The sequence below is a fragment of the Aminobacterium sp. UBA4834 genome (genome assembly GCF_002400205.1).
Lineage (GTDB): Bacteria > Synergistota > Synergistia > Synergistales > Aminobacteriaceae > Aminobacterium > Aminobacterium mobile.
Window position 1 is genome coordinate 48,869 of the sequence record NZ_DHFC01000019.1, and the last position, 14,459, is coordinate 63,327.

The following is a 14,459-nucleotide window of genomic DNA, read 5'->3' on the forward strand; positions in this document are numbered from 1 at the left end:
GGGTAAGAGCCCACCGGGTGTCGGGTAACCGATATGCCAGGCAAACCCCGCTCGGAGCAAGGCCGAATAGAGGGGAAAGAGGCGGCCCGCTGACCCCTGGGTACGGTCGCTTGAGGAGTACCGCAAGGTATTTCCCAGATAAATGGTCATCTCTTACACAGAACCCGGCTTATAAAATGCTCCTTTATTATAGTTTGATGAAAAATAAGCCTGGAGGACTATTGTTTTATTTATTTTTTAGTCCTCCAGGCTTATTTGTTTTTATGTGTAGGTGCTAGTGTGGGAGAAAGTGGTAGAAAATGTCATAAAGTGGGAGGTTTCCCCATGTTAGTGGGAACTTACGAACACCGAGTCGACGCTAAAGGAAGAACGGTTATTCCTGCCAAGTTCAGGCAGGAGCTCGGGGAGTGTGTTGTTGCCACTATAGGTATAGATCGATGTGTTTCTCTCTATCCCATGGAGGAATGGCAAAAGGTCTTGGAAAAACTCCAAAGTTTGCCTTTTTCAAAGAGCAAAACCAGAGGGCTTATGCGAATTATGCTTGCTAGTGCTCATGAATTGGCTATTGATAGTGCCGGACGTATCCTTATCCCCCAGATTTTAAGGGATCATGCAGAACTTCTGACTGATGCTTTTTTTGTGGGGATAAGCGATCATATAGAGCTTTGGGATAAAGGTATTTGGGAACAGTATAGCAAAACTGTTCTTGATGAGCTGCCAGAGATAGCAGAAGGGATAGATGGATTCTAATGGTAGAGCATATTCCAGTTATGATTAATGAGGTAGTAGAGCATCTCAAGCAGATACCGGTCCCACGTGTGATAGTCGACGCGACATTGGGGTTGGGAGGATATGCAGAAAGTATCCTTACACAATTTCCGGATGTTTTGCTTATTGGTGTGGATAGAGATGAGCAAGCTCTTTCTATGGCTCGTGACCGTTTAGCTGCGTTTGGAGACAGAGTTCACTATTATCTTGCTCCCTTCAGTAGACTTGTTTCTGTGTTAGAGAAAGAAAAAGTAACTCCTGATGGAGTCGTTTTTGATTTAGGAGTTTCTAATCTGCAATTAAGCCTTCCGGAACGAGGCTTTTCTTTCCAACAAGATGGCCCTTTAGATATGCGCATGGAAAGTTCTAAAGAAGTTGAGGGGCTCCGTGCTTCTGACGTAGTAAATACTTTTTCAGAAAAAGATTTGGCAGATATTTTTTGGAAATACGGAGAGGAGCGATATTCGAGACGGATAGCATCTGGTATTGTCAAATATAGAAAAGAAAACGGTCAAATCTCAACTACTGCGCAACTTGTAGAGGCCATTAGAGCCTCTCTCCCGGCACCTGTTCAAAGGAAAATGGGAGGACATCCAGCTCGGAAAGTATTTCAGGCCCTCCGTATTTTTGTAAATAATGAACTTGTTGAATTGGAAGAAGGGTTGCAGGCTGCTATCGAAAAAACAGCAGATAAAGGAGTTGTTATTGTTGTTAGTTACCATTCTTTAGAAGACCGCATTGTTAAGTACGCCATGAGAGACTGGAAAAACGAAGGTAAAGGCATTATTTTAACCCGCCATCCTCTCATTCCTACAGAAAAGGAAATAGAAGAAAATTATAAGGCTAGAAGCGCTAAGTTTCGGGCATTTATGAGAGAAGTAGATATGGAAGAGGATTCTTAAGGGAGGTGTGCACACCGTGTATGATTCCCAAACATGTGAGTATCCCTGTGAATCGGCACGAAAAGTCAGCCCGTATTTTATCTTTTTCATTTTAGCTATGGTTGTGTCTTTTATTGGTTTGGGCATATTAAGGTTGTACTCTAACCGACTTGAGGCTCGTCTTCATGCTATTAATTTGCAAATAGAAAGTTATGAGATGCAGGAAACAGAGATGCATCGTGTGCTTTCTTCTTTAACTTCTCCAGAGGCTATTTACGGCTACTCCCAAAAGAAACTAGGCATGGTTGCTAATGTAAAGACCGGAGTAGTTCATGTAGCGAGAATACCCGCTTTAAAGGAAGAAATGGAGGTCGCTTCTATAACTTCGAGTCATGGATGGAACTTATTGTTTTCACTCTTCTCTTCTCCAGCCACAGCAAAAGATTAGGATAAATTGACTTTATACTTTGGAGCAGATTGAAACTAAAATGAAACGAAATTTCTGGTTAGGGCCTTGGCCGTGGGTATTTATCTCTTTTATTGTAGTTTTAAGCAGATTATTTTTTGTGCATTGTATGCCGGATGATCGTGTTATTCGGCAATCTCAGCGGCAATATTGGAGTGAGGTCCCTGTTAGCACCACTCGTGGATCTATTGTCGATGTTCATGAAAATCCTTTAGCTATGTCCGTGCCAGCATATAGTTTTTTTGTCGATCCAGCTTTTTGGAACCCTTCTAATGGTAAATCGTTGTCAGGATTACTTCCTTCTGAGGTTGTAGATAAAATATCAAAGCCACTTGCTGGCCGTTTTCATTGGATTGCTCGAAAAATAAGTAAAGAAAAAGCTGACGCCATCATGGCACTAAATTTACCCGGACTCTATCGGCTACAAGAAAAAAAACGTCTTTATCCACAAAACTCTCTTTTAGCACATGCTATTGGATATTGTGATATTGATGATCGCGGACTTGCAGGAATAGAGCTAGTTTGGGATCAGATATTATATTCTCCCCCAGGCATCCGTTTTTTTATAAAAGAAGCTACAGGGCGTGCGATAGATGTATCTACAACGTTATCTGACCTTGAAAAAATAGAACATAAAGGCAGAATTCGCTTAACAGTGGATATGCGTATCCAATATATTTTGGAACAGCGTCTCCAAGAGGCAATAGATAAAAATCAAGCTCGATGGGGAGCTGCTATCTGTATGAATCCTTCTACAGGGGAACTATTGGGATTAGCTAGTGCCCCTTCTTTTGACCCTAATAATAGAATGGATTTGCTCAATAAAAATAAAGTTTTTAATAATGCTGTAAGCAGAGTATACGAACCAGGCTCTACCTTTAAGCCAGTAGTAGTGTCCATAGCATTGGAACGTAAAGTAACGTATGCTTCGGAAGTCCTCTCTACACCTCACAGAATTAAAGTTGCAGATGGATCTATTTCGGAGTCAGGTAATAGTAATTGGGGGTCCTTATCTTTAGGAGATATCGTGGTAAAATCTTCAAATGTTGGGATGGCACAAATAGGACTTCGGATCCGCCCCTTTGATATGTATAACAGTTTAAAAGATTGGGGTTTGGGGGTAGTGCCTGGAATAGAACTCAACGGGGTGGAGGCAGGGTTGTTGCCATCACCAGACCAGTGGAGGGGCGTTGTCCCAGCTAATATCGCCATAGGGCAAGGTATTGGAGTTTCTCCTCTTCAGCTTTTAACCGCTATGAATGCCATAATCAATGGTGGAGAATTATTACGTCCCTATATAGTGGCAGATGTTATAGATAGCCACGGGAAAAAAGTTTACGAAGGGAAAAAGGAAGTTATACGTACAGTTGTCACCCCTTCCATTGCGACATGGCTACGAAAAGTTATGAGGGATGTAGTAGTGCGCGGAACAGGCAGGTTAGCGGATACGCCGGTAACTACTGTAGCAGGTAAAACTGGAACTGCCCAAGTTGCGGAAAAAGGTGTTTACGCTAAAAAAAGATGGGTGGCATCTTTTATAGGTTTTTGGCCTTATGAATCCCCTAAGTACGCTATGCTTATAGTTGTAGGCGAACCCTCTAAAGGGCAGTATTATGGTGGAAGTGTAGCCGGGCCAGTTTTTAGATCTGTCGTAGAAGATATGGCGCAATTAAACATTTTTTAAATTGGCAAGAGAGAGGCAGTGAGAGGAATGTCTGACCTGCAGAATATAATAAAGATATTAGAGGGGAACGGAGAAATAGAACAAGTTGTTTTCCCCTCAAAGGAGAGCTTGCCTATCACGAGTATTTTTAGCAATAGCAGAGAATGTAATCCAGGCTCCCTTTTTTGTTGTATACAAGGAGAAAGGCATGATGGCCATCTTTTCGCTGCAGACGCAGTCCAGCGAGGTGCCATTGCTTTGTTATGCAAGCGCCCTTTAGAGATAAATGTCCCTCAAATTATTGTAAAAGATGTTCGATGGGCCATGGGGTATGCGGCAGCTACTGTATATGATTGTCCGTCTGAGCATTTAGCCATGTACGGTGTAACCGGAACAAATGGAAAAAGTACTTCTTCTTATATGATGCGAAGTGTTTTACAAGCTTCAGGTGAGAAAAGCGGTCTTATGGGTACTATTGTTTATTCTGATGGAGATGTGGAGGAAGAAGCGAGCCGTACAACTCCGGAAAGTTGTGATGTTCAACGATATCTTGCCCGTATGGTAAGGAATGAGTGTAAAAGTGCCACAATGGAAGTATCTTCTCATGGAGCAGTCCAAGGGCGACTTAACGGTTGTTTTTTTAGCGGCATGATTTTTACTAATTTAACTCCAGAGCATCTAGATTATCATGGAGATATGGAACATTACTTCATGGCTAAAAAAAGCATTTTTGAAAAATACGTCAGTCATGATTGGTGCGGAGCCATTAATGGCGATGATGAGTACGGGAAAAGGCTTTTATATGAATATAAGGATTGTTGCTTGTCTTACGGATTATGTTCTTGTGCTGGTCATGATGTCTATCCTACGTGGCTGGAAATGGGACTTTCAGGTCTTCAGATGGACGTCCGCTTGCCGGCGGGGGAATCCTTAGAATTAGATATTCCTGTTACAGGGCGCTTTAATGTCTATAATGCTCTCGGTGTTATTGCTCTTGCTTATGGGGTAGGAATAAATATGCCCACTATAAAAAGAGGCTTGGAAACTATGCCCCAGGTTCCTGGCAGAGTCGAGAAATATTTTTTTGAAAATGGTGTTTGTGCCGTAGTAGATTACGCACATACTCCAGATGCTCTTCAGAACGTTTTGTCAGCGATGAGGGAAATCTGCAAAGGTCGACTTATCTCTGTTTTTGGACATGGGGGAGAGCGCTATCACGGGAATCGTCCTCTTTTGGGACAAGTGGCATCTGAAAATGCAGATGTAGTAGTAGTAACTATGGATAACCCACGTAGCGAAGACCCTGCCCAGATAGCAGAAGAAATAGAAAAAGGTTTTACGTCGTCATTGTTGGAGCACTATCGTATTTTGAATCGCCAAGAAGCTGTCGGAACAGCCCTCTCTATGGCTCATCCCGGAGATATGGTGGTAATAAGCGGGAAAGGGCCGGAACATTATATTTTACTTCAGGATAAACGAATTCCATATAATGATTCAGAAACCATTAAAGAATGGGGCATGAAGCAGGGATTGAGGTGGCAATAAAATGAAATGGCAACTATGGAAGATATCAGATTTAGCTGGTTCTATAGGTGCTACTTGGTCAGGTAGTGACATAGTAATTCCTGACTTTTTTTGTGTTGATAGCCGAGAGGTTTATCCTGGTTCAGCCTTTGTTGCTGTTCGAGGAGCTAACCAAGATGGGCATGACTATATAATTGATGCTTTACATCGTGGGGCGACCCTTATTATTGCTGAAAAGGGGCGCGTGCCGAAAGGAATATCTTTTGATGGTAGGGCCTATATAGAAGTAAATGATTCCGTGACCGACATGGCTCGTATGGCTTCTGCCTATCTCAAGGCAGTTGCTCCGCAAGAAGTTGTTGCTATTACAGGGAGTGTCGGGAAAACAACGACGAGGGAAATTATTAAAAAATGTTTAGAGAGGTTCCCTTTTGCGTATGGAGCAGAACGGAGTTTTAATACGCTCATAGGATGTTCTCTCACTATTTTAGGAATGTCGTCAGGGACTGAAGTCTTAATTTTGGAGATGGGAACCAATAAACCTGGAGAAGTTGCAGAGATGGTTCAGTACTTCCCCCCCACAAGAGCTATCATAACGGAGGTAAGCTCTGCTCACCTCGAAGGGTTGAAATCTTTGGAGGGAGTTATAGCTGCTAAACTTGAAATCCTCCAATCGTCAGATATAAAGACTATTTTCTTTAACGAAGATAACAGATTGTTAACTCAAGAGATTCTTCAATATCCTGGAGAGTATGAAAAAGTTGGGGTGGGGTATATCCACGGTCTCTATCGGATAAAAGAAGCTGATTTTCATATAATAGATGGCTTGCCTCGTCTGAAAACTGTTCTTTTAACTCCAGATGGAGGGGCTCACGAGATTTACACGGGGTTATGGGGAACACATGCTTCGTTATCTATTGCCTTTGCTCTGGCCTTATGTTCAGAGTTGCATTTCTCTCTAGAAGAGGCTATTCATGGTTTAGAGACTATGAGTGCTCTGCCTGGCCGGGGTGTCGTTATGGTATTGAAAAACGAAGCTATACTTATTGACGACTCATACAATGCTAATCCTTCCTCTATGGATGCTTCACTTACTACTCTTTTAGATCTTCCTGCGACAGGGCGAAAAATAGCTGTTCTAGGGAGTATGAAGGAATTAGGAGAGGATGACACGCGGCTGCATGAGGAGGTTCTCAAGAAAGCTCTTGCTTTAGACGTGTTATTCCTCATAGGAGAGGAATGGAAAGACCCGTATCTGAAACTATCTGATGAAGAACGGAAAAGAGTCGCATGTATTGCTGATTTGAAAGCCTTAGGAGCAGGACTTTTATCGAGACTCCATAAAGGGGATCTTCTCCTCGTGAAGGGATCTCATATCCATCGTTTGGATCTTGTGGTCTCGTCTCTAGTGGGAGGGAACAAGAATGAATAGACTCTTCCTCTTCTTTTTTATATTTTTTCTCTCTTTATTAATAGAGAAGTTATGGATTCGAAAATCATGCGAAATGGATATGTCTCAGGTGCAAAAAAATTATGGGCCTCAAAGCCATATTTTAACGAAGAGCAAAACTCCTTCTATGGGAGGTCTCATGTTTTTAGCGGTATCTTTTTTGTGCTTATTTCTTTTCCCATTATCCAATGCAGGAACATGGCATGAGTCTTTTGTTTTCTGGATACTCCCTTGGGGAGCTGCTCTTATCGGTTTTATCGATGATTGGATTAAATACAAAAAACACTCAAGCGAAGGTCTCCCCAGCTTAGGTAAACTCGTAGCCCAGATACTTCTTGCCTTACCGTGGGCCTTTTGGGTCGGATGGTATAAAGGGATTTATTTATGGCCTAATATGGAATTATCTCTATGGCTTGGTGTTCCCCTTCTTGCCTTCATAGCTATCGGGATGTTGAATGCCGTTAATGTGACCGATGGGCTTGATGGTTTAGCTGCGGGATCGGTCATTCTCTCTCTTGTGGCATTCCTTGTCTGGCTTCCTGCTGCTACGTATGTACGGAGCGGAGGAATTGTTACCCTTGCAATGTGTCTGGCTTTTCTTTGGTATAATTCTCATCCTGCGGCTGTATTTATGGGGGATGTCGGTTCTCATTTTTTGGCAGGGGTTCTTATCTCTCTCTGTGCGTTAAGTGGCTTCTTAATGGCAGTGATTCCTCTTGGCTTTATTTTTGGTGTTGAGATCCTGACTGTTTCTATACAATTGATAGCTATTCATAAATTCAAGAGAAAAGTTTTTAAAATGAGCCCTCTTCATCATCATTTTGAACTTACAGGGTGGAGTGAAGATCAGATTGTAACCAGATTTTTGATTCTTCATGGTTTAGGGGCGATTGTCTGTATCTTCTTTTTGATGTCTTGGTGGGCATGAATTACCTTATGATAGCGAGAAAGAAGGCACACACTATGGGTACGATCCAATCATACGAAGGAGAAAAAGTAACGATTCTTGGGGCCGGAACAAGTGGGCAAGGTCTAGCTTTCCTAGCCCGTCGTCTCGGTGCGCAAGTTTTTGTGACGGAACATAAAGAATCACTCCCTGACCATGTTGAAAAGGCCTTCCATGAAAATGGGATAAATTGGGAAACAGAAGGGCATAGCGAAAGAGCACTTGACACGAATGTATTAGTTGTAAGCTCAGGAATATCTCCATCTGTTCCTATTATTCAGAAGGCTTTAGGTGCCGGCGTTCCTGTTATGGGGGAACTAGATTTTGTAGTGCCGCATCTTCAAGGGAAAATTATTGGGGTCACAGGGAGTAATGGGAAGAGTACTACAACTGCTTTGACAGGATTCGTATTGGAGAAGTGCGGGTACAAGGCAGTAGCAGCTGGAAACATAGGCAAAGCACTTTCGTGTTGTGCCGAGGAAAATTGGGATTATATTGTTATTGAACTGAGTAGTTTTCAGCTTGCTTGGGCTCATAATTTACATAGCCATATAGCTATTGTTACAAACCTGGCTCCTGACCATATAGATTGGCATGGTTCCTACGAAAAATATATAGAAGCAAAAGCCCGTCTTATTCATTTGCAGGAACCTGGTCAGTGGGCGATAGTACAAAATCGCGATGTTAGGGCTCTTGAAGCTCATAAAAGATCCCATGTAGCTTCTCTTTTTTGGGAAGGGCAACAAGAGAAGTTACAAAAAACGCATGCCTTTATTCGAATGGGAGATAAAAAAGCTTTTCTTTGTACAGATGGGGTAGACGAGTTGCTTTTCCGTTATGAAGACACATCCCTCATTGGTCGCCATAATTTGGAAAATGTGGCAATGACAATGGCTGCCCTTACTTTAAGTGGAATGAAATGCTCTGATGCGTCTCGCTTTGTAGCGGATTTCAAACCTCTTTCCCATCGCTGTACTTTTGTAGCTGATATAGATGGGGTTCGTTATATTGATGATTCTAAAGGGACCAATGTAGCTGCTAGTTCCACAGCCCTTTCTTCTATAGAGGGGAAAAAGGTGGTCATTCTTGGAGGCAAGGGGAAGGGCGAGGATTACGGTCCTTTGGCTGAAGTCGTAAAAAAAGAAGCGAGGGTAGCCATTATTCTGGGTGAAGAGAAGGCGAAGATTCTCCAGGCCCTTGAAAATATTGGCTTCTCAAATTGCATTGAAGTTGCTGATATGGAAGAGGCTGTTCGCATGGCTATGAAAGCAGCTTTGCCAGGAGAGACAGTACTTCTTTCTCCAGCTTGTACCAGTTGGGACATGTATTCGAGTTATGAGAAAAGGGGTGAACATTTCCAGCACCTCGTAAAACAATATGGAGGTAAGCGGTGAGCGAAGTCTCAATGGATCAGACTAGAGGCCTGAATGGCACTTATGAAAAAATTCAACGGGTAGATCCCTTCCTCTGGATTATCCCGCTAGTCCTTAATTGCTTTGGTCTTGTTATGATTGTTTCTTTAACTTCGCCCCACTCCATGGAGGTATGGGGTTCTCCTTTTGTAGTGGGTTTTCGCCAGGTGCAGTGGAGCTTTTTGGGACTTACCGCTATGTTTCTGATATATTTATTCCCTATTGCCTTTTGGGAGCGTTTAAGTGCCTACCTTTGGATGGCTGCTTTTTTGCTTTCTTTCTGTACGCTAATCCCTGGCATAGGCATTGAAGCTGGTGGAGCGCGGCGGTGGATAGACATTGGCTCTCTTCAATTTCAACCTATAGAACTTCTTATTTTTGCAGTTGTAATTCATCTTTCTAAATGTCTGTCGAGATCGGAAGAGGCACCTTTGAAGATGTTTTTGGGCATCACCTTAGCGGTAATATTTATTTCCATCATCCCTCTTTTGCTTCAACCGGACATAGGCGGAATGCTTCTGCTTTCGATTATCTGCATGGGGATTCATGTAGAAAACCGCGGATGGGGCTATCCTCTTGTAATAGGTTCTGCAGGACTAGCCTTGTTATTCCCACTTATTATCAGAGAAAGTTACCGTTTAAGGAGATATGTTGCTTTTTTAGATCCTTGGAAAGAGCCATTGGATAGCGGTTTCCAGGTTATACAGGGGCTTGTAGCTTTTGCTAATGGGGGCCTTTTAGGGGTAGGAATAGGGAAGGGGCTCCAGAAAATGAACTATCTTCCAGCAGCCCACACAGATTATATTTTTGCGGCTATAGGGGAAGAATTTGGTTTTATTGGCACCGGTCTTGTCGTTATTCTTTTTACTATGTGGGCATGGCGCTGTTTTAAAGTATACAAGCAAGCCCCCTCTCCTTTTCTGAGAACTCTGCTGTGGGGACTTGTTATTTCTGTTCTATTGCCTTTTTTCATCAATGTAGGAGGAGTTACTAAATTGCTTCCTCTAACAGGAATGCCTTTGCCTTTTATGAGTTATGGGGGGAGTTCACTCCTTATGATGTGGATACGCGTTGGTCTTATTGTAAGAATTACTAAAGAAATTGTGGGTACGCCATCATGAAAAAAGTACTTTTAGTGGCAGGAGGAACTGGTGGACATATTTTCCCTGCGTTAGCATTAGGGCAATGGCTTCAAAGGGAAAAAGCGGAAGATATACACGTTGTGTATGCATGTGGTTCAAGACCTCTTGAATTAGAGATGTATAGACAATCTGGGGTAGAACCAATAGTTCTTCCGATAGAAGGATCTCCTTTTGGTATAAAGAAAATAAAAACGATATCCCGTCGCTCCTTGGGGATATGTAAGGCGATAGGGGAGTCTATGGCTTTAATGAAAAAAATGCGACCGGATTTTTGCCTCCTTTTCGGGGGATATGTCTCCTTTGCACCATTGATAGCAGCTCTTCTTTGCCGAGTTCCAGTGGCGGTTCATGAACAAAATACTATTGCTGGAAAGGTTACTCGAATTGCCCATAAACTTCATCTTCCTATTTTTTCTGGCTGGCAGGAATGCGAACCTTTTCAAGCGGATAGTTTTTATTATGCAGGTATTCCAATTAGAAACTTTCAGAAGGTTGACCGTAGAGAAGCTTGGAGTAAACTAGATGTGGGGATCGATATCCCCGAAGGCCCTATCGTTGGGGTTCTTAGCGGTTCGCTCACGAGTTCGCCTCTTTTTCAAGTTATATGTGAATTGAGCGTAAAATCAGAGTTTCGTCACGTATCTTTTCTTATTGTGGGAGGCAAAGGGATTTGCCCCAATTCAAATAACATGATAGCCGTTGAAAGACAGTGGGATATGTCTATAATCTATTCGGTTGTTGATATAGTTATCGCGAGAGCAGGGGCATCTACCCTAGCGGAATTATTAACTTGTGCAATCCCTTCTCTTATTGTTCCTTGGAGAGGAGCTGCTGATGGGCACCAGTTATCTAATGCGCGGCTCTTCAAGAAGCTAACAGGAAACTATGTATGGGATGAGTCTTCTCCTGCGCAGGTTTTGAAACAGAATCTTGTCCAATGTTTATCACAAGAAAGAGACGAGAGCGCAAAAGGGGAGGCCCTGGTTCCATGGCAGAACCAGAGTTGCGAATTGATCTGGAAAACCTTGATCTCGTTGGTGCGAAGGGAGAGTCTGTAATTGGACTTGAAAATAAGAAATCTTGACGGTGTTGAGAGAATACATTTAATGGGGATAGGCGGAGCTGGTATGAGTGGACTCGCTCTCTTGCTGAAAGACCTTGGTTATGATGTGAGTGGGTGCGATGTTAACTGGACCTCCTATGTGGATAAAATAGTACGAGATGATATCAGTTTCATGCTCCAACATGGGAAAGAGCATCTTGATGAGCTGAAACCGGATTTGTTGATCTATAGTAGTGCTATCCCTGACGATAATGAAGAGCTTTGTGAGGCTCGACGCCGAGGGATTCGAATAGCAAAAAGGGGAGAAGTTCTCAGCTGGATATTTGATGCTCGTTTTGGTATTGGCATAGCTGGAACTCATGGTAAAACTACTACCTCGTCTATGATAGCTTTAATTCTGGAGCAATCTGGATTGAGCCCTACATTGGCTATTGGTGGAGAACTTTGTGATATAGGTGTCAATGCAAAGTTGGGGAAAGGGCCATATATGGTGGCTGAGCTTGATGAGAGCGACGGTTCTTTTGAGGGGTTTCATCCTAATATAGCTGTGCTTACCAATGCGGACTGGGATCATGTTAATCATTATCCGACGTTCGATAGTGTTATAGATGCTTTTAATCGTTTTCTTGTTAATCCCAAAGAAAATGGAGTTGTAGTTCTTTGTGCTGAAGATGTGGGCTTAATGAAAGTTATGGAACGAAATCAGGGAAAGAACGACAAAAACGATATTATAACCTATGGTTGGGGTAATGCCTGGGACTGGGGTGCCTATGATGTGGAGCATGTGCCCGGGGGGGGAGTATCTTTCTCCATTTCTAAAAAAGGGGAATACGTGGATCAGATAGAGCTTTCTGTTTCAGGAGATCATAATGTTATGAATGCTCTCGCTGCTTGTGTTGTAGCAGATCATCTTGAAGTGCCATTCACTATTATTAAAAAAACCTTAAGATCTTTCCGCGGAGCTAAACGCCGTATGCAATATATAGGAGCTATTAATGGCGTGGATATATATGACGATTATGGACATCATCCTCGAGAGGTCGCTGCTACTCTGAATACGTTAGGGCAAATGTTCCCTGGCAGAAGGTTGAACATTATTTTTCAACCCCATCGTTACACTCGTACTGCGGCTATGTATCGAGATTTTGCTGAAGTGCTTTCTTCAGCCGGGCGCTTATTTCTTTTGCCAGTATATCCAGCCGATGAGGAACCCATAGAGGGAGTTAATTCTGCTTTGATTTGTACAGAGCTTGATCGTCGAGGGTTCAAAAATTACCGACTTTGTTCCGATATGTTCGATGCGGTGTCTCTCCTTAAGGACACGTCTTTGCCAGGAGATGTGATTGTGACTGTTGGTGCGGGAGATGTTCCCGCTGTAGGTGAGATGCTTCTGGAAGAAATTGAGAAGAAGCAAGTGGTGTAATGGATGGGAAGTAGTTATCTCAGTGCCATTTTGGAAAAACATTTTATTGGTCCTATTAAATTAGATATTTCTCTTGGTCCTTTGACAACTTTGGGAGTTGGTGGAAAGGCGGATATTTGTTTGTGGCCGGCTACGGCTGAGGATTTAGCTTATCTGTACCATATAAAGGCCCAAGAGGCTTTCCCTCTTTATATATTAGGAGGAGGAAGCAATGTTATTATTTCCGATAAAACGTTGCATGGAGTAGTGCTTTGCACTCGATATATGTCTTCTTTTTCAGTAGAACGTCAAAGTGATAAGGCTTACATAGAAGTAGGGGCAGGTCTTCCTCTTTCACATCTCGTAGCTTGGAGTCATCGTTACGGTTTTAGTGGGTTGGAATTTGCCATAGGTATTCCTGGGACAGTAGGAGGCGCTGTAGTAGGAAATGCAGGAGTAAAGGGAGAGACTGTTTCTCAGGCTATTTTATGGGTTGAGACTGTTGACGGGGAAGGGCACGTTTGTCGATGGAAGAAAGAGGATTTGGAATGGGGATACCGAACTTCAGAGCTTAGAGATAAAGACGTGTTCGTTTCATCTTGTGGAATAGAACTACGGGCGGAGAGTATTGAGTTAGTGGAAGCTAAAATGAATGAACATTGGATAAAACGCTCTTCGCAACCGTACCATTATAAAAGTGCCGGGTGCATTTTCAAGAACCCGGAAGGCGAGAGTGCAGGCCGATTACTCGATATTTCAGGGTGCAAAGGGCTTAGAGTAGGGGATGCTATAGTCTCAGAGGCCCATGCCAACTTCATACTAAATGCGGGGCAGGCCACGGCAGCAGATATATTGGCCCTAATAGAAAAGTGCCGTAAAATAGTGATGGAGCGGACGGGATATATGTTGGAACTCGAAGTGAGGATATTTGAGTTGGGGTAACGCATAGAGGTAGTTGAGATTGAAACGATGGCTGCTGTTCTTTTCATGTATATGCGGGATACTGTATAGCATAGAATCTATCTTCTTTCTCCTCTCGCCTCAAAGCATAGAGGTCCATATGCCTGATCTATATTCTGAAAAAATATTTTGGTCTCACCTGAACTCTTCTAGCCTGAGATATTGGCCAGTAGCATTGAAGCAGAAAGATACATTAACGGAAGAAATAGAATCTGAAATACCAGTAACTTTTTCTATGGCAGTTTATCCCTTTCAAAGTATTAAAGTGCAGGCAGAACCACTCCATGTTTGGCTGGTTCTGGTGTGGGGGAACATTACGTGGTATGTAGCTCCAGATGGTAGAATTTGGGATGGGCAAAGCCCTGTCAGTAAGTTTGTATGCGGAGAGCAGAAACCAGACGTTCCTGTTTGGTATTTGAAAGAAACGTTTCCTACTCCAGCAGAGGGATTTGGAGAAACCAATAAAGTTGTCTATCGAAGTGTCCTCCCTCTAGAGTCTTTGAGAAAATGGGTTCAAGAAATCGAAAAAATTAATTGGGGAGGTACCGTTTCTAAGGTTGTTCTAGGAAGAAGGGCAGGTAGTTATAGTTTTATAATTCAAGTAAAATGGAAAGAGAAATATTTTACCGTACTCTTAGACGAGAGAGTTGAACGTTGGTTTAGCATAGCTCAAGCGTTGCCTCAAATATTGAAGGATTCTCCAGCAGAATATAATCACATAGAAATAGATGCGACCTATGAAGAGAAAATCGTTGTAAAAGCAGCAATATGAAGTAGATAGT

Annotated in this window: 13 protein-coding genes and 1 other RNA gene (1 of these 14 cut by a window edge); all 14 read left to right on the forward strand. The window is 42.7% G+C overall.

Annotation, left to right across the window (positions count from 1 at the left end; all coding sequences use genetic code 11):
* Positions 1-178: RNase P RNA component class A (gene rnpB / locus B3L97_RS09405), an RNA gene on the forward strand; it begins 251 nt to the left of the window's first position.
* A 146-nt stretch (positions 179-324) separates the two neighbouring features.
* A complete protein-coding gene (mraZ, locus tag B3L97_RS09410; RefSeq protein WP_024822365.1) occupies positions 325-750 on the forward strand; it encodes a division/cell wall cluster transcriptional repressor MraZ in 426 nt (141 codons plus the stop codon).
* Entirely contained in the window at positions 750-1,670 is a 921-nt protein-coding gene (gene rsmH, locus B3L97_RS09415) for a 16S rRNA (cytosine(1402)-N(4))-methyltransferase RsmH (protein WP_286934962.1), read from the forward strand. Before mraZ ends, rsmH begins: the two co-directional genes overlap by 1 nt.
* Before the next feature lie 16 nt (positions 1,671-1,686).
* Positions 1,687-2,097, forward strand: coding sequence for a hypothetical protein (locus B3L97_RS09420; protein ID WP_286934963.1), 411 nt, complete (start codon positions 1,687-1,689; stop codon positions 2,095-2,097).
* 40 nt (positions 2,098-2,137) lie between these two features.
* Positions 2,138-3,799 (forward strand): peptidoglycan D,D-transpeptidase FtsI family protein, encoded by a 1,662-nt coding sequence (locus tag B3L97_RS09425; protein ID WP_286934964.1) that lies wholly within the window; start codon positions 2,138-2,140, stop codon positions 3,797-3,799.
* 27 nt (positions 3,800-3,826) lie between these two features.
* Positions 3,827-5,323, forward strand: coding sequence for a UDP-N-acetylmuramoyl-L-alanyl-D-glutamate--2,6-diaminopimelate ligase (locus B3L97_RS09430; RefSeq protein ID WP_286934966.1), 1,497 nt, complete (start codon positions 3,827-3,829; stop codon positions 5,321-5,323).
* A gap of 1 nt (position 5,324) precedes the next feature.
* Positions 5,325-6,734: a UDP-N-acetylmuramoyl-tripeptide--D-alanyl-D-alanine ligase gene (locus tag B3L97_RS09435; RefSeq protein WP_286934968.1), complete on the forward strand. Its 1,410-nt coding sequence runs from the start codon at positions 5,325-5,327 to the stop codon at positions 6,732-6,734.
* Positions 6,727-7,680 carry a phospho-N-acetylmuramoyl-pentapeptide-transferase gene (gene mraY / locus B3L97_RS09440; protein ID WP_286846588.1) on the forward strand — a complete coding sequence of 318 codons (954 nt, stop codon included), beginning with the start codon at positions 6,727-6,729 and terminating at the stop codon, positions 7,678-7,680. Before B3L97_RS09435 ends, mraY begins: the two co-directional genes overlap by 8 nt.
* Before the next feature lie 35 nt (positions 7,681-7,715).
* A complete protein-coding gene (gene murD / locus B3L97_RS09445; RefSeq protein ID WP_286934970.1) occupies positions 7,716-9,092 on the forward strand; it encodes a UDP-N-acetylmuramoyl-L-alanine--D-glutamate ligase in 1,377 nt (458 codons plus the stop codon).
* Positions 9,089-10,231, forward strand: a complete 1,143-nt coding sequence (locus tag B3L97_RS09450; RefSeq protein ID WP_286934973.1) for an FtsW/RodA/SpoVE family cell cycle protein — start codon at positions 9,089-9,091, stop codon at positions 10,229-10,231. Before murD ends, B3L97_RS09450 begins: the two co-directional genes overlap by 4 nt.
* On the forward strand, positions 10,228-11,310 hold the full coding sequence (locus B3L97_RS09455; protein ID WP_286934975.1) for a UDP-N-acetylglucosamine--N-acetylmuramyl-(pentapeptide) pyrophosphoryl-undecaprenol N-acetylglucosamine transferase: 1,083 nt from the start codon (positions 10,228-10,230) through the stop codon (positions 11,308-11,310). The genes B3L97_RS09450 and B3L97_RS09455 overlap by 4 nt, the downstream gene beginning before the upstream one ends.
* Positions 11,311-12,738, forward strand: coding sequence for a UDP-N-acetylmuramate--L-alanine ligase (murC, locus tag B3L97_RS09460; protein ID WP_286934976.1), 1,428 nt, complete (start codon positions 11,311-11,313; stop codon positions 12,736-12,738).
* A gap of 3 nt (positions 12,739-12,741) precedes the next feature.
* Positions 12,742-13,659 (forward strand): UDP-N-acetylmuramate dehydrogenase, encoded by a 918-nt coding sequence (gene murB, locus B3L97_RS09465; protein WP_286846577.1) that lies wholly within the window; start codon positions 12,742-12,744, stop codon positions 13,657-13,659.
* A gap of 118 nt (positions 13,660-13,777) precedes the next feature.
* The gene (locus tag B3L97_RS09470; RefSeq protein ID WP_286846575.1) at positions 13,778-14,449 is read left to right on the forward strand and encodes a hypothetical protein; all 672 of its coding nucleotides are present in this window, start codon (positions 13,778-13,780) and stop codon (positions 14,447-14,449) included.
* The last annotated feature ends 10 nt before the right edge of the window (positions 14,450-14,459 follow it).

What these genes read in the sequence shown, in the direction of transcription:
- mraZ (WP_024822365.1), top strand. Translation starts at nt 325, where the DNA reads ATGTTAGTGGGAACTTACGAACACCGAGTCGACGCTAAAGGAAGAACG.
- rsmH (WP_286934962.1), top strand. Translation starts at nt 750, where the DNA reads ATGGTAGAGCATATTCCAGTTATGATTAATGAGGTAGTAGAGCATCTC.
- B3L97_RS09425 (WP_286934964.1), top strand. Translation starts at nt 2,138, where the DNA reads ATGAAACGAAATTTCTGGTTAGGGCCTTGGCCGTGGGTATTTATCTCT.
- B3L97_RS09430 (WP_286934966.1), top strand. Translation starts at nt 3,827, where the DNA reads ATGTCTGACCTGCAGAATATAATAAAGATATTAGAGGGGAACGGAGAA.
- B3L97_RS09435 (WP_286934968.1), top strand. Translation starts at nt 5,325, where the DNA reads ATGAAATGGCAACTATGGAAGATATCAGATTTAGCTGGTTCTATAGGT.
- mraY (WP_286846588.1), top strand. Translation starts at nt 6,727, where the DNA reads ATGAATAGACTCTTCCTCTTCTTTTTTATATTTTTTCTCTCTTTATTA.
- murD (WP_286934970.1), top strand. Translation starts at nt 7,716, where the DNA reads ATGGGTACGATCCAATCATACGAAGGAGAAAAAGTAACGATTCTTGGG.
- B3L97_RS09455 (WP_286934975.1), top strand. Translation starts at nt 10,228, where the DNA reads ATGAAAAAAGTACTTTTAGTGGCAGGAGGAACTGGTGGACATATTTTC.
- murB (WP_286846577.1), top strand. Translation starts at nt 12,742, where the DNA reads ATGGGAAGTAGTTATCTCAGTGCCATTTTGGAAAAACATTTTATTGGT.
- B3L97_RS09470 (WP_286846575.1), top strand. Translation starts at nt 13,778, where the DNA reads ATGCCTGATCTATATTCTGAAAAAATATTTTGGTCTCACCTGAACTCT.